Source organism: Candidatus Defluviilinea gracilis, from assembly GCA_016716235.1.
GTDB lineage: Bacteria > Chloroflexota > Anaerolineae > Anaerolineales > Villigracilaceae > Defluviilinea > Defluviilinea gracilis.
The window spans coordinates 240042-264899 of sequence record JADJWS010000002.1; the positions used below are offsets into that span (position 1 = coordinate 240042).

26 protein-coding genes are annotated in these 24858 nt (G+C 52.5%); 11 read left to right on the forward strand and 15 right to left on the reverse strand.

From position 1 onward, the window contains the following. The first annotated feature begins 56 nt into the window (after positions 1–56). The 3 genes from rplM to mazG all read left to right on the forward strand — a co-directional run bounded on the left by rplM (position 57) and on the right by mazG (position 2282). Positions 57–497: a 50S ribosomal protein L13 gene (rplM, locus tag IPM31_12025; GenBank protein ID MBK9007709.1), complete on the forward strand. Its 441-nt coding sequence runs from the start codon at positions 57–59 to the stop codon at positions 495–497. A gap of 17 nt (positions 498–514) precedes the next feature. Next, on the forward strand, positions 515–910 hold the full coding sequence (gene rpsI / locus IPM31_12030; protein ID MBK9007710.1) for a 30S ribosomal protein S9: 396 nt from the start codon (positions 515–517) through the stop codon (positions 908–910). Between the two features lie 262 nt (positions 911–1172). Next, positions 1173–2282 carry a nucleoside triphosphate pyrophosphohydrolase gene (mazG, locus tag IPM31_12035; protein ID MBK9007711.1) on the forward strand — a complete coding sequence of 370 codons (1110 nt, stop codon included), beginning with the start codon at positions 1173–1175 and terminating at the stop codon, positions 2280–2282. Positions 2283–2380: 98 nt separating this feature from the next. Here mazG and IPM31_12040 read toward each other — a convergent pair whose 3' ends face one another. The 4 genes from IPM31_12040 to IPM31_12055 form a co-directional block, all read right to left on the reverse strand. Next, complete coding sequence (locus IPM31_12040) at positions 2381–4888, reverse strand: DEAD/DEAH box helicase (GenBank protein ID MBK9007712.1); 2508 nt, start codon at positions 4886–4888, stop codon at positions 2381–2383. A gap of 399 nt (positions 4889–5287) precedes the next feature. Beyond that, a complete protein-coding gene (locus IPM31_12045; GenBank protein ID MBK9007713.1) occupies positions 5288–5620 on the reverse strand; it encodes an SCP2 sterol-binding domain-containing protein in 333 nt (110 codons plus the stop codon). A gap of 200 nt (positions 5621–5820) precedes the next feature. Next, on the reverse strand, positions 5821–6357 hold the full coding sequence (locus tag IPM31_12050; protein MBK9007714.1) for a GNAT family N-acetyltransferase: 537 nt from the start codon (positions 6355–6357) through the stop codon (positions 5821–5823). Next, positions 6345–6953 (reverse strand): hypothetical protein, encoded by a 609-nt coding sequence (locus tag IPM31_12055; GenBank protein MBK9007715.1) that lies wholly within the window; start codon positions 6951–6953, stop codon positions 6345–6347. Before IPM31_12055 ends, IPM31_12050 begins: the two co-directional genes overlap by 13 nt. A 67-nt stretch (positions 6954–7020) precedes the next feature. Between IPM31_12055 and IPM31_12060 the strand changes: the two genes are divergently transcribed. After that, on the forward strand, positions 7021–7989 hold the full coding sequence (locus IPM31_12060) for a hypothetical protein (GenBank protein MBK9007716.1): 969 nt from the start codon (positions 7021–7023) through the stop codon (positions 7987–7989). A gap of 248 nt (positions 7990–8237) precedes the next feature. On the opposite strand, the gene nrfD is transcribed toward IPM31_12060, so the two are convergent. From nrfD to IPM31_12115, 11 genes are all read right to left on the reverse strand, one after another. Then, the gene (gene nrfD / locus IPM31_12065) at positions 8238–9503 is read right to left on the reverse strand and encodes a polysulfide reductase NrfD (protein MBK9007717.1); all 1266 of its coding nucleotides are present in this window, start codon (positions 9501–9503) and stop codon (positions 8238–8240) included. 2 nt (positions 9504–9505) lie between these two features. Beyond that, positions 9506–10342: a 4Fe-4S dicluster domain-containing protein gene (locus tag IPM31_12070; GenBank protein MBK9007718.1), complete on the reverse strand. Its 837-nt coding sequence runs from the start codon at positions 10340–10342 to the stop codon at positions 9506–9508. A 36-nt stretch (positions 10343–10378) separates the two neighbouring features. After that, a complete protein-coding gene (locus tag IPM31_12075) occupies positions 10379–11200 on the reverse strand; it encodes a cytochrome c3 family protein (GenBank protein ID MBK9007719.1) in 822 nt (273 codons plus the stop codon). A gap of 183 nt (positions 11201–11383) precedes the next feature. Next, positions 11384–13567, reverse strand: coding sequence for a cytochrome c3 family protein (locus IPM31_12080; protein ID MBK9007720.1), 2184 nt, complete (start codon positions 13565–13567; stop codon positions 11384–11386). Positions 13568–13749: 182 nt separating this feature from the next. After that, on the reverse strand, positions 13750–14019 hold the full coding sequence (locus IPM31_12085; protein ID MBK9007721.1) for a DUF411 domain-containing protein: 270 nt from the start codon (positions 14017–14019) through the stop codon (positions 13750–13752). 282 nt (positions 14020–14301) lie between these two features. Then, positions 14302–15216 (reverse strand): prenyltransferase, encoded by a 915-nt coding sequence (locus IPM31_12090; protein ID MBK9007722.1) that lies wholly within the window; start codon positions 15214–15216, stop codon positions 14302–14304. A gap of 3 nt (positions 15217–15219) precedes the next feature. Beyond that, positions 15220–15987 carry a methyltransferase domain-containing protein gene (locus IPM31_12095; protein MBK9007723.1) on the reverse strand — a complete coding sequence of 256 codons (768 nt, stop codon included), beginning with the start codon at positions 15985–15987 and terminating at the stop codon, positions 15220–15222. 27 nt (positions 15988–16014) lie between these two features. After that, a complete protein-coding gene (locus IPM31_12100) occupies positions 16015–16386 on the reverse strand; it encodes a hypothetical protein (GenBank protein ID MBK9007724.1) in 372 nt (123 codons plus the stop codon). A gap of 7 nt (positions 16387–16393) precedes the next feature. Further along, positions 16394–16723 (reverse strand): hypothetical protein, encoded by a 330-nt coding sequence (locus IPM31_12105; protein ID MBK9007725.1) that lies wholly within the window; start codon positions 16721–16723, stop codon positions 16394–16396. A gap of 102 nt (positions 16724–16825) precedes the next feature. Then, a complete protein-coding gene (locus IPM31_12110; GenBank protein MBK9007726.1) occupies positions 16826–17839 on the reverse strand; it encodes a prenyltransferase in 1014 nt (337 codons plus the stop codon). A gap of 21 nt (positions 17840–17860) precedes the next feature. Further along, positions 17861–18259 (reverse strand): Rrf2 family transcriptional regulator, encoded by a 399-nt coding sequence (locus IPM31_12115; GenBank protein MBK9007727.1) that lies wholly within the window; start codon positions 18257–18259, stop codon positions 17861–17863. A 244-nt stretch (positions 18260–18503) separates the two neighbouring features. On the opposite strand from IPM31_12115, the gene IPM31_12120 reads away from it, so the two are divergent. The 7 genes from IPM31_12120 to IPM31_12150 all read left to right on the forward strand — a co-directional run bounded on the left by IPM31_12120 (position 18504) and on the right by IPM31_12150 (position 24832). Next, a complete protein-coding gene (locus IPM31_12120; GenBank protein MBK9007728.1) occupies positions 18504–18773 on the forward strand; it encodes a metal-sensitive transcriptional regulator in 270 nt (89 codons plus the stop codon). A gap of 31 nt (positions 18774–18804) precedes the next feature. Continuing rightward, positions 18805–19221 carry a cupredoxin domain-containing protein gene (locus IPM31_12125; protein ID MBK9007729.1) on the forward strand — a complete coding sequence of 139 codons (417 nt, stop codon included), beginning with the start codon at positions 18805–18807 and terminating at the stop codon, positions 19219–19221. Positions 19222–19244: 23 nt separating this feature from the next. Next, positions 19245–19463: a copper ion binding protein gene (locus IPM31_12130; protein ID MBK9007730.1), complete on the forward strand. Its 219-nt coding sequence runs from the start codon at positions 19245–19247 to the stop codon at positions 19461–19463. Positions 19464–19681: 218 nt separating this feature from the next. Then, on the forward strand, positions 19682–21793 hold the full coding sequence (locus tag IPM31_12135; GenBank protein MBK9007731.1) for a copper-translocating P-type ATPase: 2112 nt from the start codon (positions 19682–19684) through the stop codon (positions 21791–21793). A 135-nt stretch (positions 21794–21928) separates the two neighbouring features. After that, positions 21929–22120, forward strand: a complete 192-nt coding sequence (locus tag IPM31_12140) for a YHS domain-containing protein (GenBank protein ID MBK9007732.1) — start codon at positions 21929–21931, stop codon at positions 22118–22120. Positions 22121–22158: 38 nt separating this feature from the next. Beyond that, a complete protein-coding gene (locus tag IPM31_12145) occupies positions 22159–22362 on the forward strand; it encodes a hypothetical protein (protein MBK9007733.1) in 204 nt (67 codons plus the stop codon). Between the two features lie 22 nt (positions 22363–22384). Further along, on the forward strand, positions 22385–24832 hold the full coding sequence (locus tag IPM31_12150) for a copper-translocating P-type ATPase (protein MBK9007734.1): 2448 nt from the start codon (positions 22385–22387) through the stop codon (positions 24830–24832). Positions 24833–24858 lie beyond the last annotated feature (26 nt).

Consider the following 24858-nt stretch of genomic DNA (forward strand, 5'->3'; position numbering starts at 1 on the left):
TTGTGTAGCCCGCGTTCTCTAACGCGGATCGAAATAAAGAAACGGAGAAATCGAACGTGTACAAATCGTACTATCCGAAAGCAAGCGAGATTGAGCGCAATTGGGTGATCGTGGACGCCAATGGGCAGACCCTGGGGCGCATCGCCACGCGCATCGCTCACGCTTTGCTTGGTAAAAACAAACCGACCTTCACGCCCGGCGTGGAGATGGGCGACTTCGTGGTGGTGATCAACGCCGAGCGCGTGACCGTGACCGGCACGAAGACCAAATCGAAGATGACCACGAAGGTCTATCACCGCCACTCGAATTACCCCGGCGGCTACAAGGCGATCAGCCTGCGCGACCAACTGCAACAACATCCCGACCGCGTGTTGCGCGAAGCGGTGTGGGGCATGTTGCCGAAGAATCGCATGGGACGCTCGTTGCTCAAGCGGTTGAAAATTTACGCCGGTCCGAATCATCCGCACGGCACAAATAACCCAGTGCCGTTGGCATAACGAAAGAGGAAGAAGAAATGTCTGTTCAATATTATGAAGCAGTTGGCCGCCGCAAGGAAAGCACCGCCCGCGTCCGTTTGATGGACGGCTCGGGAAATTTTGTGGTGAACGAAAAGCAAGCGGCTGTGTACTTCCCGCGCCTCGGCGATTTGCAGGATATTCTGCGCGCGTTCTCTGCCGTTGGGCAGGACGCGAAGAAATACGACATCACCGTGAAGGTGAACGGCGGCGGAACGACCGGTCAAACCGAAGCGGTGCGACTGGGTCTCTCCCGCGCGCTTGTTTCGCTCAACGGCGATTGGGTCTCCGCGTTGCGCAAGCACGGTCTGCTCACCCGCGATGCCCGCATCAAGGAACGCAAGAAGCCGGGTCTGAAGAAAGCCCGCAAGGCGCCGACGTATACGAAGCGCTAATTTGGTAATTGGTAAATAGTAATTGGTAATTTGTGATCCGTAATTCGTGGGATACAATCTGCGAATTACGGATTATGTTTTAAAGGATTACCCGGTGGTTGAGCGCAAGCAGTCGAAACCACAGGTACGCATACAAAATCTTGTAATAAGAATTACTCTGTTTAGTGGTGGTTTCGATACGTCCCGCGATGCTTCGACTTCGCTATCGCTCCGCTCAGCACGCGCGGGACTACTCAACCACCGTTGTTCACAGGAGATTTTCATGGACTTGACCCTCGTCTCTTCCGCCTTCGACGCGCTCCGCATCCCTCCGCCCGCGAGGTTGACCCTGCTCGACGCGTCGACTCTCGCCTCAGCCCACGTGCCGCCGTTCCCGCCGGACATGCCGGCGTTGATCGTTGGAGTCGATTCGAAGGAACTGGCATTGCATGTGAAAGATGTGTTGCTCGCGTTGTACCCGCGTGAGCATGCGATGCAGATTGTAGAAAGTGGAAAGTCGAAAGAGGAAAGAGAATTGGGAGGATTGGAAAGTTTTGATTTCTCTGAATCAACTTGTTTGTATGTTCCCGCGCTTGGCGAAGGGACATCGTTCGAGTCGTTTGCTGAGATCGTGGCTCATCTGCGTGCGCCGAATGGATGTCCCTGGGACAAAGAGCAGACGCATGAGTCGCTGAGGAAACATTTGCTCGAGGAATCCTACGAAGCCATCTCCGCCATTGATTCGGGTGACTTTGGTCACATGCGCGAGGAGTTCGGAGATTTGTTGTTGCAGATCGTTTTGCAATCGCAGATCGCAAACGAAGAGACGCAATTCAATGTTTCGCAAGTGATTCAGGGAATCCATTCGAAGATCGTGCGGCGGCATCCGCATGTGTTTGGGAATCTGAAACTCGATGGAGTGGACGATGTGCTGGCAAATTGGGAGAAACTCAAAGAGCAGGAAAGAGGAGAACTTGCCCTGAGCGATGTCGAAGGGAAGAAAGACAGAAAGGGAATCTTGGATGGCGTACCAATCTCATTGCCCGCGTTGAGTCAGGCGCAGGAATACCAGGATCGCGCCGCGCGTGTGGGTTTCGACTGGCCCGAAATTGACGGCGTGCTGGATAAAGTGAAAGAGGAAATCGAAGAGATCAAGCGTGCTGAAACAGATTTTGAGTTAGCCTCCGAGATCGGCGACTTGTTCTTCGTGCTGGTCAACTTGGCGCGTTGGAAGAAAGTGGATGCCGAGTCGGTGTTGCGGGGGACGAACGCGAAGTTCAAGAAGCGATTCGCGTTCGTGGAGCAAGGCGCGAAAGGGCAGGGACGGAATCTATCCGAGTTGAGTTTGGAGGAGATGGAGTCCCTTTGGCAGGAGGCGAAGGGGAGGGAGTGACTATTGAGTACGAGGCTTCAAATGTACTGAGCCCGTTGAAGAATTGTTCCTACCTAGCTGTTCTCGAGCAACCCATTGCTATCTGGATTTATCAAAAATTACCCATGTACCTCAATAGTATCTCCCATAGCCTCAATAAACTCACTAGGCTGAGTACCTGTCCACACAAAATATAAGTGCCGTTTACAACGACTCATTGCAACTGCAAACAGTCTGAAATCATCTTCACGTTTTTGAGAAAACCAAACTTCGCCTTCGCCTCCCCTGAAATCAGGTAAGTTGTCTCTGCTAGCACCAACAAGTATACATACATCAAATTGCTCACCCTTAACTTGCCTTGCTGTGGTTAGAACAACAGAATTTTTAGGCGGGTGTTTACCTTGACCAGTGAGATGATGAATTTTAATATCCGCTTCTCTCACAACAATCGACTCGATATTTTTTAGTGTGTCATCGTCGAAACATATTATTGCAATTTCTCGAGGGTCTACCCCATTCTCAATGTGTTTTTTTACTAAGGCGGCGGTTGCACGCATCATTCCGGAATCGCTTTGATATCCTTGTGAATTAGGTTTTGGGGATTCGGGAGATTTTGGGTTAGACGTTATTTGCCCCCATAGTGAATTGTAGTCATATACAGGATATGCGGCAATCAATGCTTGTAAAGATGCAAGAATTTGTTTGGAATTGCGGAAATTTACTTCCAATCTTCGGATGTAGAATCTTTCATTGGTGTCATACCCCATTTCGCGTAATGTAGGATAACGCGAGTAAACCATTTGTCCTTCATCATAACACATCATAATATTGCGTTCGTCCTTCACAAGTGCCGCCATTAAATGAATTTGATGTCTGAAAAAATCATGCGCCTCGTCGAGAATTAAATAATCAAAACCTTGTTTCTCCTTGTCAAATTTTTGCCAAACCGTTTGGCTAACTTGGCGGAAGCAGTCATTTACTAAATCGTCTGCGTCTACCATGCGCAATGATTTAAGAGTTGAGTCGTATACTTGATATACTTCCCATACAAATTTTCTGAATTCCTTGTCGGTTTGTCTAACCCATTGGGTAGGCTTTTGTTCGCCAAGATATGCGCTTAAGGATGGGATGCCTTTTGCTTTGATAAATTGCGATATTTCTGTTTCAATTTCTCGCAGGCCGTTTTTAGATCGAGTGTCAAACTCTTTCCAAAGGTTTTCATATTCCTGACTTACCAAAGAATTTTTGGCTTCTTCAATGACTAAGTTGTATAACGCTTCACGTTGCTTGTCCATTCGTTCCGCACGGTACGGAGCAATAGGTTCTATACCGCGGTTGTCTAAGTCTAGAAATTTCTCGCACCATTCCATTAAATTGGTTACGACAAGTTGTTGAGGCTCTGAGCCATTCAAGAAACCTGCTAATCCTAGGGTTAGAAATTGCTGGTAGATTTTTCTTCCTAAATCGCGATTGAAAACGAAAAAACCTAAGCGGAACGGTTCTTCCATCTCTTTTGCATGCTTAAGAAGAGCAGCAGCACGTAGCACGGCGGTTAAAGTCTTTCCCGTGCCGGGTCCACCTTTTAACCTGATCGGTAAAAGTAGAGATTTATTTACAATATCTTTTTGTATTGATGTCAACAATACCTGCCATTTGTCGTAATCGGCGCTATTTGCTTCCCTGGACCCCGATATATTAAGTTCATATTGCGCAATAGAGCCAACTGTTTTTTCGTCTCGCCGTCGTATTTGTGCCAAATGACGACTGTATAACATATCCAGCTTTGTCCATTGACTTTCGTTAAGAATATCAATAAGATTAATTAAGTCATCGTCTTGGCGGCAAGCCATCACGGCTTTGATTTCTTCGGCGGTAGTGATACCAATTTCCTTTAATTGTTCTTTATTAACCCATGTATCAGCAGTTTCAGATGGGGAGATAGGTGGAGGTGGCGTAGATAATCTCCAAGTTAGTGTTGGATGGATTCTGGAATAACGATTGGTTAATGCTGAGTGGAGCCTTTCCCAAGAATCTATTTCTGTTCCTCTGGGTTGTTTGACAGTCTGAGAAACTTTTCCATGAGATGCCCATAACATCGAATCGAACTCGCCAAGAATGACATTTAATCCAATACTACCCAGATCAACCATATGCATTCTTCTGTATTCTGACGGCAAAAAGATAGAAGAAACGCTTCCATAGAACTTGAAATTGTTTGGTCGTTTTTTGGTTGAATCTATAAGTGCTGCGTCGCATAGACCTTTGCAATAACTCTCCCATGCCGTTCCGTTGCCTACCCAACCTCGAATTACATCGTCAGATAACAGTAGGGCTCGAGTTCCTTCGATTGACTTGATCTCACCTGGCTTCACATCTGATTTTTGGAAATCAAGTAGCATAACCACGTCTGCGACACTATCATTGTAGGCAACTTTGAATTCTAATTTTCCGTCCAATATGGTTGAAGAGGTTATGTGCGGTAGTTTTAAAATATCGTTCTTTTCAGGCTCAATCGCAAATTGTATAATTCCTTTTAATGCCAGTCGTGCATTAGCGCGCTCGTTATTTACTCGATGCCATTCATTGTAGCGGTACATGAAGTGTGGGGAAATCCATAAGTATTGCATTTTTATATTCCTTCCTTGGATCATGGTTTTTGCAAAACCATTAGGTGGATCTTATAATGCACCTGTAGATGACGCTAGGGTAAAGCCTAGCATAACAACCTGAATGTAAATTATATATTCGACTCGCAAGAAGTAAATTGCAGAATTCTTTCAATAATTCAAGGAAGATATATGCTTACTTCCTTTTCTTCTTCGCTGAAACCTTTTTCTTCGCCGTTGACTTGCGAACCGTCTTCTTCACCTTCCGTTTGACAGGCTTCCTCTTCACCGTTTTTGATTTCTTGACACTCTTTGTCTTCCGCGCAGGGGATTTCTTCGAGAAGCGTCAGCCATGTTCGCGTGGCGCCTCTATATCGTTTTCGCGCGCTTATGGATACACACTGCGCGGTTCGATGTCGTCTATTTTTCGAAGACGAAATACTTGCCCATACCAAGCGCAACCCCCATGTCGCCGCTCACCTTGACCTTGCCTTTCATGAACGCCATTGTGGCGTCCAACTCGCCGTTGGCGATCTTGATGTAATCCTCCGAGTCCACGGTCATCGTCATTTTTGGGTCTGGGTGCAAACCTTCAACGGATTCGCACTTCTGATCTTTGACGACCACGTACCAGTTGGATGCCTGCGCTCCTGTGAATATGAATTGCACGATCGTGTCCACGCCTTTGGCTTTGTCAGGCTGGAAGGCGGTCAGGATGGTTTCAGTCATCAACTCGCGGACGGTGGGTGGCATGGTCGTTTCTCCTCGATTTCCATAATTTCAACGAAGTATAGCATACGGAATACCTCGGGTTCAGAACTCGCCCGTCTTTTTATGATCATAGAAAGTCGTTGTCCAAGAAAAGACGTCCGCGTAAAATCCGTGTTGGAGAGTTGCGGCTTTGAAGTAGCCATAGATTGGATTTCCGCTTCCTCAACGAACGCGCCTCCCATTTATGCTTTGGCGATTTCTTTCGCCATTAGATATTCGTCGTAGTAATTGCCCTCGTAGCAAATGACGCGCGGATCGGTCCCGTAGGTTTTGAATCCGCACCGTTCATAACAACGGATAGCGGGTTGGTTGGCGGTTACTACCGCGAGTTTGAGAATTTCCACCTTGCGCGATTTCGCCCAGATCGCGCACGAATCGATCAACGAGGCGGCGATGCGAAACCCGCGCCATTCGGGCAGAACATACACGCCCCAAATGCCAGCGCTATGACGGGTTTTCGGGCGATCTCCTCGCTGGATGCCGATCATGCCGACCAAGTTGCCCTCGTGTTCCGCAAAGAACATGATCGAACCCTCGCTTGGTTTCAGGCGACCTTCCCAGTAACTTGTTGGCGCATTCAGGCTTGCAAAGTAGTCGGCGCTGAATGCGGAGGGAGTGTCTTTCAAGGCAAACAGCCTCAGTTCGCGGAATTTTGGAACATCTGCAAAATTGGCGGTTCGAAAAGCGACATTTCCCCTCGGTGTTTCTAATGGTTGCATTGAAATCGCTCCATTGCCATATCGAACAAGGCTTGCGCGTTATCGGCTTGCGGGCTGTACACTTTCCATGCGAACACGCGGTCGCCGCAGTTCCAAGCCGCGGCGGCTCCGTTGGACAACAGCGGAGACGCGGTGGAGGTGATCGGGGTGTAGACCACGTTCATATCGCGAATCAGTTTCACGTCCGGGTTGCCGAAGCGGGTGTCGAGCCCCTCCTCGAGGATTAAGTCCAGTAGGAATTGAGGGTCTGCCGCGCCGGGCGCGAGCTGCCAGATCATCTGGATGAACAGGTTGCCGTTAAAGGCGGCGAGTAACCCTTGCGAGTAACTGCTTGGCGAGACGGGGTTTTGTTGCGCGCTCACATCGTAGAACGCCATATCGAGCGGGTGCCCGATGCAAAATTGATATTCGCAGAATAGACCCGCGAGGCTGAACGCTGTTGGCGATGGATATGGCGTTGGGATGGGTTGCGACGTGTTCGTAGGAATTGCGGATAACGTGGACGCAACCGCAACTTGAATTTGAATATTTGGGTCAGGTTTCGGCGCGCACGCGGTTACAATGAGCGCAAGCGCCAGGATAAACTTATTTCGCATGCTCACGATTATACAGGCAGACGGAACATTCTGGATGACGGTCACGTCCTTTGGTCAAGGAGTTTGAATGAAACGCATCGTGTTACCCATGATTTTGATCTTGATTCTTTCTGCCTGCGCCCCGGCAGGCAAGCCGACACAGCAATCGCTTTTCCCGGAGGAGGATGGACAGGTCGCGCCGACGCCGCAAACGGAATTGACGCTTGCCGAACAGGCGGCGATCTCGCATCTTGCCTCGACGTTGAGCCTGTCACCCGATGAGGTCGGCATTCTCTCAACAGAGGCAGTTGACTGGCCCGATGGCTGTCTCGGTGTTCAACGACCGGGGGTAATGTGCACGGAGGCGATTGTGCCCGGCTATAAAATCATATTGCAGGCTCGCGGTGAACAATACGAATTGCACACGAATAAGAACGGCAGTCAGATCGCGCAAGTTGGCGGGGCGCCGTTTGGTTTGATCGAAGAAGCCATCGTCGCGCAACTTGCTTCCAACCTTGGGCTGGACGCGGACACAATAGTCGTTGTGAGCAGTAAGGATGTCGAGTTTCCCGATTCGTGTCTTGGTGTGTCGATGCAAAATGTTCTGTGCGCCGAAGTGATCACCCCCGGCAAGATCATTGTACTGCAAGCGAACGGACTGGAATTCGAGTATCACATCAGCGAGGAGGGAAACCAAGTTCAGCCCGCCACGCTTGCCCTTACCTGGACGCGAGACGGCGGCATCGCCGGGTTCTGCGATCAGTTGACTGTTTTTCTCTCCGGCGAAGCGTATGGGAGCAATTGCCGCTCAAAGCAACCCGAGGCAACGATGAAAACGATCGGGGAATTGTTAACCGCGAGGGAACAGAAACAATTCTTCGCCTGGGTTATAGAATACGGTCAGGTGAGTTTGGATATGTCGGACCCGGTCATGGCGGCGGACCGGATGGTGGTGACGCTGGAGTTCTTCGGCGCCGGGGGCGATCAGCCAACCTCTGTCGATGAACAGGTAATGCTTGAGTTTGCGCAGTCGTTGTACGCAAATCTTTTCCCGTAGGTGTATGTTCGTATGGTAAAGTTTCCTTTGCGCTTAGTTTGGCAGGCTCGCCGCCACGGCGCTGTGTAATCACCCTCAGTACATAGATCAAACCATGTTGGGGATGCAGTTACACTGCATCCCGCTCGCAGTCGCACTGCGAGCGAACAAACATACGGAACGTTATTAATTTACCGACCCTTAGACATAGATAAAACCGCATCCAAATCGGAGGCGGTTCGATTGGCTATCACCCGGTTTTGCGGGCGTTAATGCGCGGTATCGGGCCCTTTGAAAGGCAAATAGCGCGCGGCAAAACTGAATGCCAACAGCCAGTAACTGACGACCAAGCTGGCAACGGCAAATTCGGGCCAGGTTGGGATATAAGAACTGACGCGGATGATCGGCGTGTAAGGATCATACGTGGGCATGGCGATCAACCCGGCAAAATTATAATTCCAACGAGTGAGAACAGTTGCCGCCATGGGGAAGAGCGAAAACACCATCAGGTATCGGAAGCTTTTAATTGATTTCGCCGAGAACATCGCCGCGCCGGCAATGATCGGAAGCAGAATTTGCCCGATCCAAAACGTCGATGAATACGGCGCGACGGCATTCAATGCTTCGGTTTGCAGGGCGATGTTCACGTCGAATGAATAGTAATAGGTGACCGCCCAATCCCACAGGCGCAGGTAAGTGAGCAACAAGGTTATTCCGCCGGAGAGACGCGCAACGTCATAAAGAATTTCATCCTTGACCAACCCCGGGCGCATCACGCGGAACATGATCACGCCCGTGAAAAACAGGAATGCGACCCCGCCGCTCATGGCGGAAAATACGAATTGAACGGGGGCGCTTTGGTTGAACCACACCCCGCGTCCGTTGAGCACGGAGTAGTATGCGCCGAGCGATGCCTGATGGAGCAGGGAAAGCGTCAACCCGACCACGGCAAGGACAGGCACCAGTTTGTGAAGCCAGTGCGCGAGTTTTTTTGCAAGCTCCACAAGTTTCTTGACGATCGGATATCGCTTATGTAAGGAATGCTCGTAGAAAAATGAATGTTCAACGACCACCGGCAAAATCTCCGCTGAGAGAACGCCAAGGTATAAGATCACGCACATGGTGATTTCCCAAAGCAGGGAGTGGGGTTGCCAGAACACCATTGGGTGCCAAAAGCGGAACGGCTGACCCAGGTCGAACCAGATGACCATGCCGGCGGTGGTATACCCCAGGAAGCCGAGAAGCACAGCCAGTTTTGCCACGATTTCAAACCGTTTGAGCTTCATAAGGTAGACGATCACCCCAAACACAAAAGCGGAACCGCCCAGCGAGATCGAGGCTAGGTCCATCACAACCCATAACCCCCACGGGACTTTATTCGTCAAACCTGTGACATCCAACCCGTCTCGTAGAACAACGAACGCGCCGTACATTCCGAACAAAATCCCCAATGTGAGGAGCCCGATCCAGTATGGGAAGATATCCACGCTTTTCTTGCCGAACCGAAACCTGGGAATGTGAATGTCTGTTTGCATGGCTAGTTTCCTTGGAAGGGATTATCCGTATGCGATTCGGGCGGGATGTAATACACACGCGGCTCTGTGCTGAGTTCCTCCCGCAGGCGCAGAGTGACCGTTGCTTCCGCCAGGGCGACTGAGATTGGGCTGGTCGCGTCGTTCATATCGCCAAAGATGCGCGCGTTGGTGGGGCAGGCAACCACGCAGGCAGGAGTCGCTTGATGGTCGACGCCGGGGACGAGCCCTCGCTCCAATCCCGCATCGATGCGATGCGAGCAGAAAGTGCATTTCTCCACCACGCCGCGAGGACGGTTGGGAACTTCTTGATAACCGAACGTGGGAGATTGCGGGCTGAGTTCGATCGGCTCCTTCCAATTGAACACGCGCGCATCGTATGGACAGGCGACCATGCAGTATCTGCATCCGATGCAACGGTCGTAATCCATTTCCACAATTCCGTCTGGGCGCTTGCGCGTCGCCGCTACAGGACAGGCTTGCACGCAGGGGGCTTCGTCGCAATGCATGCATGGGCGGGAGAGGAAGAATTCTTCGCCAGATCGCGTGGTTTCAGTGGTGACCACGCAGTAACGCATATCGTCTGCGAGATTGTTGACCGCGTTACACGCAAAAGTGCAATATTGGCAACCGATGCACAGGTTGATATCGATGAGCATTCCCCATTGATGACCGGTTCCTTCTCCGCCGCTGGAGGCGCGCGCGGCGGACAGCTTTCTCGCCATGGGAAGTTGGGTCAGCGCGGCGGCTCCCGCCATTGCTCCCGCCAGTTTGAGAAAATCTCGGCGCGAGGTTTTGTTCTCTTCCTCATCGGAAGTTATTTTATCGTCATGCTCGGTCATAGTCGGTCTCCATGAAGTTCGAGGGTGACATTCGTTTTATTCGGAGGGGGATGGCTTGCCCGGTTCTTTGCCGATGAGCGCCCAGGCGATCACGCCGCCAAAGATGAACCCGCCTAACACGTACACCCAGTTAGGCAACGCCACGCCGCCCTTTACGGGTTCTGACGACTCTTCCGCCGTTGTGGCAGGCGCGGGAGGGGTGGCGTCGACCGGGGCTTCGCTGTTCCCTAGCGCCTTGATTTCAAGCCCCGCATCGCGGATCAATTTTGCCTCATGGAGGTTGTTATGGCACGTTTCGCAAGAGGCGACCGAGACGACCATGGTGTGATCGTTTTCCCTTCCCATGTGGCAGTTTTCGCAGGTCAAGCCTGCCGCGAAGTGCGTCGATTCGAGCGTGCTGTCCATTTCGTCTTTGTGGCAGTTCTCGCACACGGTATTCGATCCCTCGGCGAGTTTCATGCCTTGTGAATGTTGTTCATGACAACTGACACAACTCAAACCCATTTGACCGTGTTGGCTGATCGCCATTTGCCCGGCAACATCCTTTTCGGTTACGTTCGAGTGACAGACGATGCATGTGTCGTTTTCTTTCTCGATCGTGAATTTTGCCGTGTCGGGGTGTGTACCCGACGTATCGGCAATTTTATGGCAGACCGTACAACTGACATTTGCCTCGCGGTGCGGGCTATGTTCCCATAGGTTGTACGCCAGATCGTGGCATTCCAGGCATTCGTTCGGGCTTTGCATTGCCGGCTCTACCGCAGAGACGCTCTGGGATGGAACAAAAACCAACGCGGCGAGCGTGACAAACAGAGCAAACGCGCCGGCAAATAAAAAAAAGTATGGGGTTGGTTTCATGGTTTGGCTTCTCCCGTAATTAGGGTGGATTGATCCGAAATTGATGGTACTGGTTATTTGGTTTATGAGTTAGTGTAGACTGTCATAAATATGGACAATGAACGTCATTACAATCTTCTTTGCCTAATGACAAGGCGGCGGTAAGGAAACCCGCCGCCTTGTTGATCTTGTGTTCTGCTATATTTATGGGCGCGTATAAGCGCTGACGTTGCCGCCGAGGTCTTCGATCGAGTCGATCAGGAACTGGATCACAAACTTCGGGTTGTGGGCAAACGCGCCGGGGTCTTTCTGAACGTACTGATAGTTGAACGCGGCTTTGACGAGTCGCGGCGTCCAGGCGGCGTACCCTTGCCCGTCGGCGCCGAAGAAGTACGGGTACGCGTGCGAGTCATACGAGATGATTCCGCCGTGCGCTTCCGAATACACCTGCATCTGGGCGTAGAGCGCTTCGGTCAACGTGGCGATCTCGCCGCTGATCCCTTCCGTCACATCGCCGTCGCCGTCGTAATCCACATCCGTTTCGCGGATGGTAGTCGGGTCGGTGGTGTCGTGGCAGGTTTCGCAAGATTCGACCTTCGGCTCGAGCGCGTGCACATCGTGACAATCCTGGCACTTGTTGGCTTTCCCTTCTTCAGAGGCGTGCAGGTTCATGCCGGCATATTCCTTGCCTTCGTACATGTACGCGCCTTGAACATCAGACCCAAACAGAGTGGCGCCTGCCGCAAAGTAATGGATGTTCTTGAAGCGGATCTTCGCATCCACGGTATCGAGGTCCTTACCACGGAGACTGGCATTCATGCTGGTTGTGGATTCGCGTCCCTGATGGCAGGAGATGCATAAGTTAGAGTCGTCTGGCAGGAAGTTGCCATCGGCATCTTTTCCGCCGTAACTAACCGTCTTGCCGCTGGGGAAGACAACCGAATTGATGGTGTAGCGATCGGGGAAATTCGCTCCATCATGGCAGGTTGAGCAGGCGAAACCATTGCTGGCGGGCGCAGGGCTGAGCCCGACGATGGTTGTTGCGCCGGTCGCGCTGACCATGGTCGACCCGCCCGCCGCGAGGAAATCAGGCAAGCCGGTTGCGGTATGGCACTTCACACAGCCAAATGGGACCACGCCATTCCCTTCTTCTTCGCTATCCCAGTGTCGGAATGCTTCTGTGTTCCCGGCGAAGTGACCGGCGTCGGAACGAGCGAGCGCGCTCACATCGCCGCCCAGATCGGCGATCGAGTCATACATCAATTGGATAATATATTTGCCGCCATGCGCGTACGCGCCGGGGTCTTTCAGCGACACTTGATAGTTGTACGCGGCTTTTAACAAGCGCGGGGTCCAAGTGGAATAAGCGTTCGGGAAAGCGGCTTCTCCTTCATCCACCGCGCCGTTGGCGTTGGTATCGTTGAAGAAGTATGGATAGGAGTGAGAGTCGTACACCAGCGCCGCCCCGGCAGTGTTTGCGGAATACGCCAGGATTTCGGCATACAGAATTTCGCGCAAGCCTTCCACCTCGTAGTACATGCCCTCTTCCACATCGCCGTCGCCATCGTAATCGTTGGCGGAGCTAACCATGCGCACATCTGCCAGATCTTCCACGGTCTTCACGTCCTCATGGCACTCCGCGCAACTTGCCACTTTCACATCCAACGTGTGCGGATCATGACAACCGATGCACGAATCAAAACCTTCGACATGTTGATTCTTCGAGTCGTACGCGAGACCATCGTATTGATAGCCGCCCATCGCCTTGCCGCCATACAGCGTTGCCGCGGCGGCGTAATAGTGAATGTTGCGGAATCCAAATTTTATATCCTTGCCCTGATCGTCTTTGATGGGGGCAACAACGGCATCAGGGTCGGTCGCCGCAAACTTCTCGATCTGCGCGTCCACACTGACTTTCGATTCCTGTCCTTGATGACAGACCATGCAACGCGCATCATCCCCGGCGGTGACCGTCACACCAGAGGGGAAGGTGACCGTTGTCTTAGAGATCGTCGCGGCATTATGGCACGCCACACACTGGATGCCTTGCGCTTCGCTCGCAGGGACGACTGCATCGACCTTAGACAGTTCACTGCCATCCACGCCGAGGAAATCCTCATAGCCTGAAGTTGTATGGCACTTCGCGCACGTGACAGGCACCTCGGCTGGGTCTTCCCCATCCCAATGGCGGAAGGGTTCGCTGGCTACATCCGCATGACCCGATTCTTGCCATTCAACCAAATAGGGCGTCTCTGGTATAAGCGCGGGAATTTCGGTGGGCGCGGGTGGTTCGGTTGGGGCGGCTGTGGGGGTGTTCCCGCAGGCGGCGAGAATCACCCCCAGAATGATGGTCGCTCCGATGGAAATCAGTACGTTCTTCAGTTTCATAGTGGCATCTCCTTTCAATTTTCAATGCGTAGCGTAAGTGTTGCCACATCTCTTTAAAATATTGCAAATACCAATGTGTAGAGAACCTACGTCCTGAATTCTATGTGAGCGCCACATTAAGAGATAGTTAAATTCTTTCCTCTTTACGGTGACAAATGTCATAAAAGAGGTGTCCGAATTCATTATGGGTAACTGGCATACACATCTCGTCTGCCGTCGGCGGTAAACAAGATCACGTCATAGGGTTGAGTTCCAACTCCCGCGGTCTCCATTCCGGGCGAGCCGATGGGCATCCCTGCGACCGCCAAGCCAATGGCGTCGGGTTTTTCGGCGAGCAAGCGGTTAATCTCGGATACTGGGACATGTCCCTCGATCACATAGCCATCCACGATGGCGGTGTGGCATGATTCGAGTTCAGTTGGCACCTGATATTGAGCTTTGACAGGACCCATATCTTGCACATTCTTCACGATCGCGTCAAAGCCGTTCTCTTCGATGTACTGAACCCAGTCGCCACAACAGCCTCAGGTAGGAGAGCGGTATACCGTAATCGGAATTCCGCCTGAATTTTCACTCGCGCACGCGCTCATCAAGAGGGAGAGCGCCGCTAGCAGTATGAACAGTTTTTTCATTTTCAATTCCTTTCTTTGAAAGTCCGTGCCGCAAAGTTCACGTTGCGGTTGCGTATCGAAACAATGAGCAAATCGCGCGATCAGTTTTGTGCTGCGGCTTGCCTACTGGTGAGATAGCAAGAATCCAACGCCAGTTCCAAGCGCAAACAGGACAAATGTAAGCAGTGTGCCAGCCTGCGCGGGGATGATCTGATCGGTTTTCTCCGGGTGGGCAAGCAGGCGTTTCGCGGCTGAGAACGCCGGTACTGCCGCGCTCAATCCCAGCCAGAGGGTGAACGGGAGATCCAAAAACGGCAGAGCCAGCAAAACGACAAATGGGATGGCGACGATTCCCGCAAAGATAAGGCTGGAATTCTTTTTCCCCAGGCGCGCAACAATCGTCCTCTTTCCGGCGCTTTGGTCTGCGTTGTAATCTGGAAATTCGTTGATGAGCAGGAAGGCGCCGATCAGAATTCCAAGCGGGATAGACACGAGGATAACCTCCAAGGAAACTGCGCCACGTTGAACGAGAAACGTTCCCGCGCCAATGATCGGACCATATGTTACCGCGACCGCCAACTCCCCCAATCCGCGATAGGAGAGTTTGAGCGGCGGCGCGTGATAAGAGAACGCCAGCGCGACGCCTATCATTCCGATCCAAAATACTCCCGGCTCGCGCCATAGCGCGATGGATAATCCCGCGAGACTTCCGAGCAGGTAACAAACGAACGCGATACCGATGGTTTGACCTTTTGTCAATAGAGCGTCTACCAGCACGCGCTTGCCGCCAGAGAAAGGAGAGCGGTCTTCCTCTTGCACCGCCTGGTCGTTGCCGCTGTTCCAGTCGAAGATTTCACCGGAGGCGTTCTTTGCCACTTCGATGGCGAAAATTCCCAACACGGTAACAGCCAGCCATCCGAAATGAAGCGGGGCAGTTGCCGCCGCCGCGCACGCCCCCAAAAACATCGAAGCGAACGAGGCGAGCGAAATCTTTGGGTCGGCGAGTCGCCATAATCCCTGCCAGAATGCGGGTTTCATAGGCTATTTGTGAACAACCACGATCTGGTACATGCCGCCAAACATAGTTGCCTTGAAAACATCCACAGGGATAAAATCTTTTGGTAGCCATGCCCCAATCTTGGTCTTCCAGATCTCCAGGGCAAAGGGTTCGAGCATGTTGAACATGATTGGATAGAGATAGCGGAGAGGATTCCACCAAAACGGTTTGTGAAAATCAACGATAACCAGTTTCCCGCCGGGTTTGAGGACGCGCAGCGCTTCGCTTAATGTTTGTTTTCGAACTTCCGCGGGCATTTCATGGAGCAGGAAGAACATCACCGCCTGATCGTATGTTGCGTCTTCCATGGTCAGGTTCGCGGCATTATTTTGGATGTACTGGACAGGCGCGTTGTGAGGCATTTTTCTTCTTATGTTTTCCAATTGGGCGGGGACGACATCCGCAATATCAAGCGAGGCGCCTGCGGCGATACGGTCTGCCAGTTGGGTGGAAAATTCGCCGTAGACCGCGGCGATCTGTAGTGTGCGTCCATGGATTTGATTGCCCAGCGCGTCCAAAGCCCGGTCGCGTAGTTGATCCATATTGCCCAGCAAGATCAAGTTGACGATCCAGGGGTGATCGAAAAATGAGATCGCGTAAGGTCGAACGTAAGCCCACCAGTACGTGTTCTCGAGATAGGCGGGGATTTGGACATTCGCGGGGTAAGGCTGATCCTTATCCTTTGCCCATGAGTCTACAATCCGAGACAGTGTTCTTCCGTTCTTGATGTTCTGGCTGATGGTGGTGTTCATGAGGTTGCTTCTCCTTTAAGAAGTTTGTTATTTTGCAACGCCGCCGATGATTCCAAGAATGCCGACAGCGGAGAGCGCGAGCCAAAATAAGAGCAGGAGGATGTTCAGCGCTTTTCGCGTCGTTGTGACGGACGCGAAGTCGAACAATATCTGTCTCAGCCCGGTGATGCCGTGCGAGAAGGCAAACGCCAGCAGCAGGATATCGTAGACGCGCCAGCCGAGGGTTGCCCAGCGATCCGCGACCAAGCTTAAGTTGACATTTTCAGCGCCAATGATGAGGGTGGTGAATATTGCGTGGAACCAGACCATTGGCGCCAGCAAGATGGCGCTCAGACGCAGGTATTTCCATGCGGCTGTATCGAAGGTGGGTTTGATCCGAAGGCGGCGATTGGTTGTCATAAGTTTGCTAGATGATGTGAAGACCATGTAACGCCATAATGACGGCGGCTGGAAGCCAGAGGAGGATGGCAATGATCCAGGTGGCGCGAACAGAATGAAGGGCGGGATGAGGCGTCCACAAGTCGAGATGAAAAAGGTCGAAGTAGGCGATACGAAATCCATTCACGCCATGAAAGATGACCAGGAATGCCATGATAATTTCAGCGGCAAGCCCGGCGGGGGTTCGCAAACCGCCGTTGAGCGAGTCGTATACGCTTGGCATGTAATGAGCCGTTGATTCAAGCAGGATATGCAGGCTGAGGAAGACCAAAACGCCCAGCCCCGAGATGCGGTGCATGAGGAATGTATAGTGTGATATGCCCCCGTGATAGCGTATGAGCCCTGACACGCCGTTGACAATATTTTTGACCATGCCGAACGTGCCTTTATGGGCGGATGTTTATACGATTAACTTGTGGAGAACCACATCCGCCAAGACGCCGAGAATAAAAAGCGAACCAAACGCGCGGTTATACATAAACGCGAGCGGCGCGAAATACAGGGGCCAGCCGCCCTGACCCTGAGGGAATCCTTCCGGTCGTTCTTCAGGCTTGGGCTTGAGGAACGCCGGGGCAACTTGTTTCAACTTGGGAAGGGCAAACAAGACGATCAGCAGTACCGGTGAAAAAGTACCCGTTGTCACGAGGTAGATGACGATGAAATAGGGGAGGATCATCATTCCCAAAACCGCGTATCGGGAGGCTTTCTCCCCCAGAAGCGACGGCAGGGTGTGAATGCGCTTTTCCCGGTCGGGCATCATTTTGTCGATATGTTTGCCAAAAATGACCGTAGTGACGCCCAGAGCGTAGACCGCGCTGGCGATCGCAATATTCCAATCCCAGATGTGCGTGATGACGAAATATCCTCCGCCCACCATGAGCGGACCCCACACAAGAAAAACGGCGATCTCGCCGAGGGCAATATATTTTAGGGGCCAGGTGTAGAACAATAGGAAGAACGCGCCCGCGCCAAGCAACGCCCAAGTGACTGTGTTGAAGTTGGTTTGCCAGACAAGGTAAAGCCCGCATACGAACGCAAGTAAAACGGTGACGAAAAAATAGGCGAGATGTTGCCGCTGGCTGAGTAACTGGTTTTCGAGGGGATGTGGACCATACATGGTGCGGAAGTAATTGTGACGATCCACGCCGCGCGAATAATCCACATGATCGTTGAGCAGATTGTTACTGGCGTGGGCGAGGACGAGTCCCAACGTGAGGGCAACCCATGCGGAAAGATCGAACGAGTTGGCGCGCCAGGCAAACAGTCCGGCAAGAACCGCCGACATGGCGGTCATCACTAGAACAGCCGCGCGAGTCGAGATCAGCCACTTTGAGAAAATATCCAGACCATCCCATTCCTGCTTGGATACGTTGGGAATTACCGTGAGAGCTTTTCGCCACATTGGGAGGTTCATTGAGCGCTCTGTGATGTCTCGTTAGGGGGTTAATTGAGCGAACGAGGTGTTCTTGAGTTTGGCGACCAATTCATTTTGCGCGTCGCACCACACCGGGCGGATGGGGCAGGTCTCGTCGAACGAACATGCGCCAGATTTTTCCACACACATATTAAGTTGGATCGGGCCGTCGATCGCCTCGATCACTTCCAACAGTGAAATTTGGTCCGGCTCCCGCGCGAGCGTGATGCCGCCCCGGGCGCCCCGGGAAGTGTGCAGTAACCCTGCCACAGAGAGTTGTGAGATGATCTTTGCCAGAAAAGACGGCGGAATTTTCTGTTCCCTGGCAACCTGACTGGTGGCGATCCGTTGATCTTTGCCCGCGCGCGCAAGGTACAAAATAGCTCGCGTGGCGTAGTCGGCTTGGCGGGTGATTTGCATGGTTACCTTCCTTGTTTTGGGCGGGTTGGACAGCGCGGCATTCCGATAATTTGGACATTCAAAATCCTCGATGAAAGTGTATTTTGGAAGGGCGTGTCCGAGAAGTGACAGATGTCATGAATGCGGATGATGATTTTCGCGCCCAAATTCCTTGACGGATTGCCGCTGGCGAAGTATATTCACCCTACCCCCCTGGGGGGGGTAAGACCCAGGCGGAAGCCGCCGTCGGAAATCCGAGGACAACATGGAAAATGAAGCTACAATCCGCCGTTTGAAAACCATCGAAGGGCACCTGCGCGGCGTCATCCGCATGGTGGAGGAGGACGCCTATTGCATTGACGTGATCCGCCAGATCCAGGCGGTGGATGCGGCGTTGAACAAGGTCAGCGCTCAGATTCTGGAGAATCACCTGAACTCATGCGTCATTTCCGCAGTGCAGGGAAACGACAAAAAGGAGCGACAACGCGTTTTGAAAGAAATTACCGAAGTGTTCGAGATGTCTACAAAAGTTTGATGTTTTCCCAACCTTTACAAGGAGTTGAAAGATGCTGAAAAAGATTTTGCCTGCGTTTGTTTTGGTCTTCCTGCTGACGGCTTGCGGAGCCGCGGCTAGCCCGGAGAAAGCGATTACTCTGGAATTGACCGATTTCGCTTTCGGTCCGTCGTCGGTCACGATCCCGGCGGGTCAGCCTGTCAAGATCACTCTCGAGAACAAAGGGCTTGTCGAGCATGATTTTGTCATCGAAACCATAGATGCCTCCATGGAATCCATGCAGGATAACGGCTCTGAAATGCACCACATGGAAGGCGGCGCCTCAGAAGCCGCTGTGCATGCCGCCGTGCAAGCTGGCGGGACTTCCACGCTTGAGATCACCGTTGCAAAACCAGGCACGTATCAATTCTTCTGCTCGGTTCCCGGGCACAAAGAAGCCGGAATGATCGGCGAATTGATCGTCAAATAAAACAAATTCAAGGAGATAAAACCATGACCACAGTTACCTATTCCGTCCCTGCCATGCACTGCGACCACTGCACTCACACCATCGAAATGGAAGTGGGGGAGTTGCAAGGCGTTCAGGCAGTGAAAGCCGATCTGAACACCAAGAAAGTTCAGATCACATTTGATACGCCCGCTAGCGAGCAAAGCATCAAAGCGTTGCTCTCGGAAATTGACTATCCCGCCGAGGGATTGATCACGTTGTAAGAGAGCACTTCTTGTAGAAATCGAAAAAGAGCCTCAGCCACAGAGAACACCGAGTTCGCAGAGATTCTAAAAGAGTTTTCTCAGAGTTCTCTGCGCGCTCTGCCGTCTCGCACCGTCGTGCTCGCGGCACGAATGGTGTGGCAAAGAAGAGTTGAGAACCAGTCCTAAAGAGCAAAATGACAGACCACACCACACATGAGCATCACGACCATTCCCAAATGGAACATGACGCTCATCCCACGCCGAAAGTGGACTCACACGCCGAACACATGACTCATACCCCCGCGCCACAAAGCGGACATGAGATGCATGGCGCACATGCCGCGCATGGAATGAGCAAGGCGGACGAGCACGCAGGTCACGTAGACCACAGCGGACACGAAGACATGTTCCGCACGCGGTTCTGGATTTCGCTGTTGCTGAGCATTCCCGTTTTGCTGTATACGCCTATGCTCCAGATGTGGTTCGGGTTCAGGATGCCTGAGTTCATGGGCAGTCAGTGGGTGGCGGCTGTGTTCGCCGTAGTCGTTTTCGTCTATGGCGGCGTGCCATTCCTTCAAATGGCTGTCCCTGAGATTCGTAATCGCCAGCCTGGCATGATGTTGTTGATCTCACTGGCGATCTCTGTTTCTTTTGTATACAGCCTCGCCGCGTTGTTCTTTAATTTAGGCGAAGGTTTCTTTTGGGAATTGGTCACGCTCATTGACATCATGTTGCTTGGGCATTGGATCGAGATGCGAAGTGTGCGTCAGGCATCTGGCGCGTTGAACGCCTTGGCAAAGTTGATGCCTGATACTGCCGAACACATCATGCCTGATGGCAGTGTTCACACCATGCCAGTCTCTTCGTTGAAGTTGAACGATCTCGTGCTTGTCCGCCCTGGGGCGAGTATCCCTGCCGACGGCGTGGTGGCAGACGGCGAGTCGGATGTGAACGAAGCGATGATCACGGGCGAGTCGCTTCCCGTGAAAAAAGTCGCGGGCGCGAAAGTCATCGCTGGCAGTATCAATCAAGATGGAAGTCTGCGCGTGCGCGTGTCCGCCATCGGAGAACAGACCGCGCTGGCTGGCATCATGCGCTTGGTGCGTGACGCGCAACAAAGTAAATCGAACACGCAAATACTAGCCGATAAAGCCGCGGGTTGGTTGTTCTATCTTGCCATCGGCGTTGCCGCCCTCACTGCTATTTTATGGACGCTCGCATTGGGCTTTGATCTTTTCACGTTGGAGCGCGTCGTCACGGTGTTGGTCATCGCCTGTCCGCACGCGCTGGGGCTGGCTGTCCCGCTGGTCGTGGCGATCAGCACCACGTCCGCGGCGCAGAACGGAATTTTAGTCCGCAACAGATTGGCGCTTGAAGCCGCGCGTGAAATTGATGTCGTCATCTTTGACAAAACTGGCACGCTCACAAAAGGCGAGCAGGGAGTGGTTGCGATCAAAACTAATGGCGTGGATGAAAACCACGCTCTCGCGCTGACTGCGGCTGTGGAGGCGGATTCGGAACACATCATCGCCCGCGCGATTCGCGACGCGGCGAAAGAAAAAAATTTGCATCTGCCCGTCATCTCCGATTTTGAAGCCATCAAAGGACGCGGTATCCGCGCGAAACACAACGGGAAAGATTTGTGGGTGGGCGGTCCGCGTTTGCTGGAGATGCTCAACCTTCAGCCTGATTCGGCGATTTCGGAATTCGCTTCATCCTCAGGGACAAAGGGTCAGACCGTCGTCTACCTGATCGTTGATGGGAAGATTTTCGCCGCCCTCGCGTTGGCGGATGTCATTCGCCCTGAAAGTTATTCGGCGATTCAAAAACTCAATGAGATGAATGTGCAAGTCGCCATGTTGACGGGTGATAGCAAGGATGTTGCCAAATCCGTTGCCGATGAACTTGGCATCAAATTGTATTTTGCCGAAGTGTTGCCCGAACATAAAGACGAGAAAGTGATTGAGTTACAGAAGCAAGGCAAAAAAGTTGCCATGGTCGGTGACGGAGTCAACGACGCGCCCGCCCTCACTCGTGCCGATGTGGGCATCGCCATCGGCAGTGGCACGGATGTGGCTGTCGAGTCGGCGGGAATCATCTTGGTGAAAAGCAACCCGCTGGATGTCGTCAAAATTTTCAAGTTGAGCCGCGCCAGTTACAACAAGATGATTCAAAACCTGATCTGGGCTTCAGGCTACAACATCGTTGCCCTACCTTTAGCCGCTGGAATTCTCGCCTCGGCTGGAATTCTTCTTTCACCAGCCGTAGGCGCGTTGTTGATGTCGGTCAGTACCATCGTCGTGGCGATCAATGCTCAAATGTTGCGGCGCGTTGATTTGTCGCAGTAAAAACTATTAAACCTCTTGCGAAAATCATTCGTAGGTCAGGCTTTTAGCCTGACGCCTTCTAGATTGACAAATGGCGGGTTGAAAACCCGCCCTACAAATTCTTATCCAAGATATGCATTCAAAAGGAGATTCAAAATGACACAACCTTTCGTAGACCCCGTATGCGGTATGGACGTAACGCCCGAATCTGCGGCTGGCACATCCGAATATAAAGGCGTGACGTACTACTTCTGCGCGCCTGGTTGCAAGAGGTCATTCGACAAAGACCCCGAGAAATATTTGAATAAAGGCGAGCAGGCTGAACACCACGACCATTCATCTCATTAGTGTGGTCTGCGTTCTCTAACGCCGACGGACTCAAAATCATGTCAGAACCATTTGATAAACCGCAAGCCGCGAAAGCAAAGACGGTCTGCGGTGGCACGTTGACGGATACCAGCGGTTACCCAAGCGCGATCTATCGCGGTGAGCAAATATATTTTTGTATCCCCGCCTGCCTGCGCGCTTTCGAAAAGAACCCCGACGCTTTTATGGCGGGCGAGATCGAACATCCATTAGATGAAGATTGAACGAAAGAAGATAACAAATAGTATGTCCGACACAAAACAACTCACTCTCCCCATCACAGGCATGACCTGCGCCAACTGCGTTGCGACCGTTGAACGCAACCTCAAGAAACTCGATGGCGTCAACTCGGCGGTTGTCAATCTCTCGTCCGAACGCGCCACTGTGGACTTTGATTCCGCCAAGCTGGGAATCACAGATTTCATTGCCCGAGTCAATCGCGCGGGATACGGCGTGGCGACTGGCGACGCCGAGATCATCATCAAGCGACTCTCCGATGATAACGATGCGCGGCGGCTTGAAAAGTCGCTTGCGAGTCTTGAGGGCGTGCTCGAAGCGCAAGTCAATTATGCAAACGAAAAAGCGCGCGTGCGTTACGTGCCGACAGTGGTGAGTCAGTCTGAGATCCGCGCGGCAATTTCAAAGTCGGGGTTTGAGGCGGTGGAGTTGGGCGGCGAAGCGGAAGATGCCGAAGCCATCGCGCGCGAACATGAGATTCAGGAACAGCGGCGTCTGTTCATCATCGGTTTGATCTTCACGGTCCCGTTGTTTGTTTTTTCGATGCTGCGCGATTTTAATTTCTTCGGGCATTGGGCGCACGAAAGTTGGGTGAACCTAACGATGATGCTCGTTGCCGCGCCTGTTCAATTTTATGTGGGCTGGCAATATTACGTCGGCGCGTACAAGTCACTGCGCAACGGCTCTGCCAACATGGATGTGTTGATCGCGATGGGTTCGTCGGTCGCGTACATCTATTCGGTGTTCATTACATTCGGCGCGATTGCTGGTCACGTGTATTTCGAGACTGCCGCGGTCATCATCACCTTGATTCGACTCGGAAAATTTTTGGAAGCGCGCGCAAAAGGACGCACCTCCGAAGTGATTAAAAAACTGATGGGACTCCGCGCCAAAACAGCCCGCGTCATCCGCGACGGGCAGGAGGCTTCCGTTTCGATTGACGATGTGCGCGTCGGCGACGTGGTCCTCGTCAAACCTGGTGAGACGATTCCCGTGGACGGCGTGGTGATCGAAGGCAAGTCCAGCGTGGACGAGTCCATGCTGACGGGCGAATCGCTTCCCGTTGAAAAGAAGCAAGGCGACGCGGTCATCGGCGCGACGTTGAACAAACTCGGCGCGTTGAAATTTGAAGCGACAAAAGTCGGCAAAGAGACCGCGCTCGCGCGAATCATCAAACTCGTTGAAGACGCGCAAGGGAGCAAGGCTCCGATTCAAAAACTAGCCGATCAAGTTTCGGCAGTATTCGTCCCTGTGGTCATTGGCATTGCTTTACTAACTTTTGCTATTTGGTATTTCGTTGTCCCCCAATTTACCAATTACCAATTCTCTGATTCTCCCTTCACCACGGCGTTGATCAACATGGTTGCCGTTCTCGTCATCGCCTGTCCCTGCGCGATGGGACTTGCCACGCCAACCGCTGTGATGGTGGGAACAGGCAAAGGCGCGGAGTTGGGATTGCTGTTCAAAAACAGCGAAGCGCTCGAACGCGCGGGCAAAGTCAATGTTGTGGTGTTGGATAAAACGGGAACGATCACGAAAGGTCAACCCGCGGTGACGGATATTGTGGTACATGGAAAGTGGAAAGTAGACGAGTTGCTGCGTTTCGCGGCAAGTGTTGAAAAAGGAAGCGAACATCCGCTTGGCGAGGCGATCTGGGCGGAGGCGACGGCTCGGGGGTTGGGTTTGGGCGAAGCGGCTGGGTTTGCGGCAGAGGCTGGGCATGGCGTGCAGGCTGAGGTCGAAGGAAGAAGCGTTGCCGTTGGCAATCTCCGCATGATGAACGCGCGGAACTATCCCTTGAATGGGCTCGAATCCGAAGTCTCTCGTTTGCAAGCCGAAGCGAAGACTGCGATGCTTGTCGCGGTTGACGGACAAGTCGCTGGCGTGATCGCGGTGGCGGATACGCTGAAAGAAAATTCAAAAGACGCGATTGATGATCTTCATCGCATGGGTTTGAAAGTTGCGATGATCACAGGCGACAACCAAAAGACAGCAGAGGCGATTGCCAAGCAAGTCGGAATTGATGAAGTGCTGGCTGAAGTTTTACCTGAAGGAAAATCGTCCGAAGTCAAGAAACTCCAATCGAAAATCGAAAATCGTAAATCTGAAATCGTAAATGTGATCGCCATGGTCGGCGACGGCATCAACGACGCTCCCGCGCTCGCGCAAGCCGATGTTGGAATTGCCATCGGCACTGGAACGGATGTCGCCATCGCCGCCGCGCCTGTCACGTTGATGAGCGGCGACCTGCGCGGCGTGGCGCGCGCCATCTCGCTTTCGCGCAAGACGCTCTCGACGATCAAACAGAATTTATTCTGGGCTTTTTTCTACAACGTGATCCTGATCCCCGCCGCCGCGCTCGGTTGGTTGAATCCCATGCTTGCGGCAGGCGCGATGGCGTTCAGCAGTGTGTTCGTGGTGACGAATAGTTTGCGGTTGCGACGGGCAAACATTTAGATAGAAAGGCGGCGATAAGCCGCCTT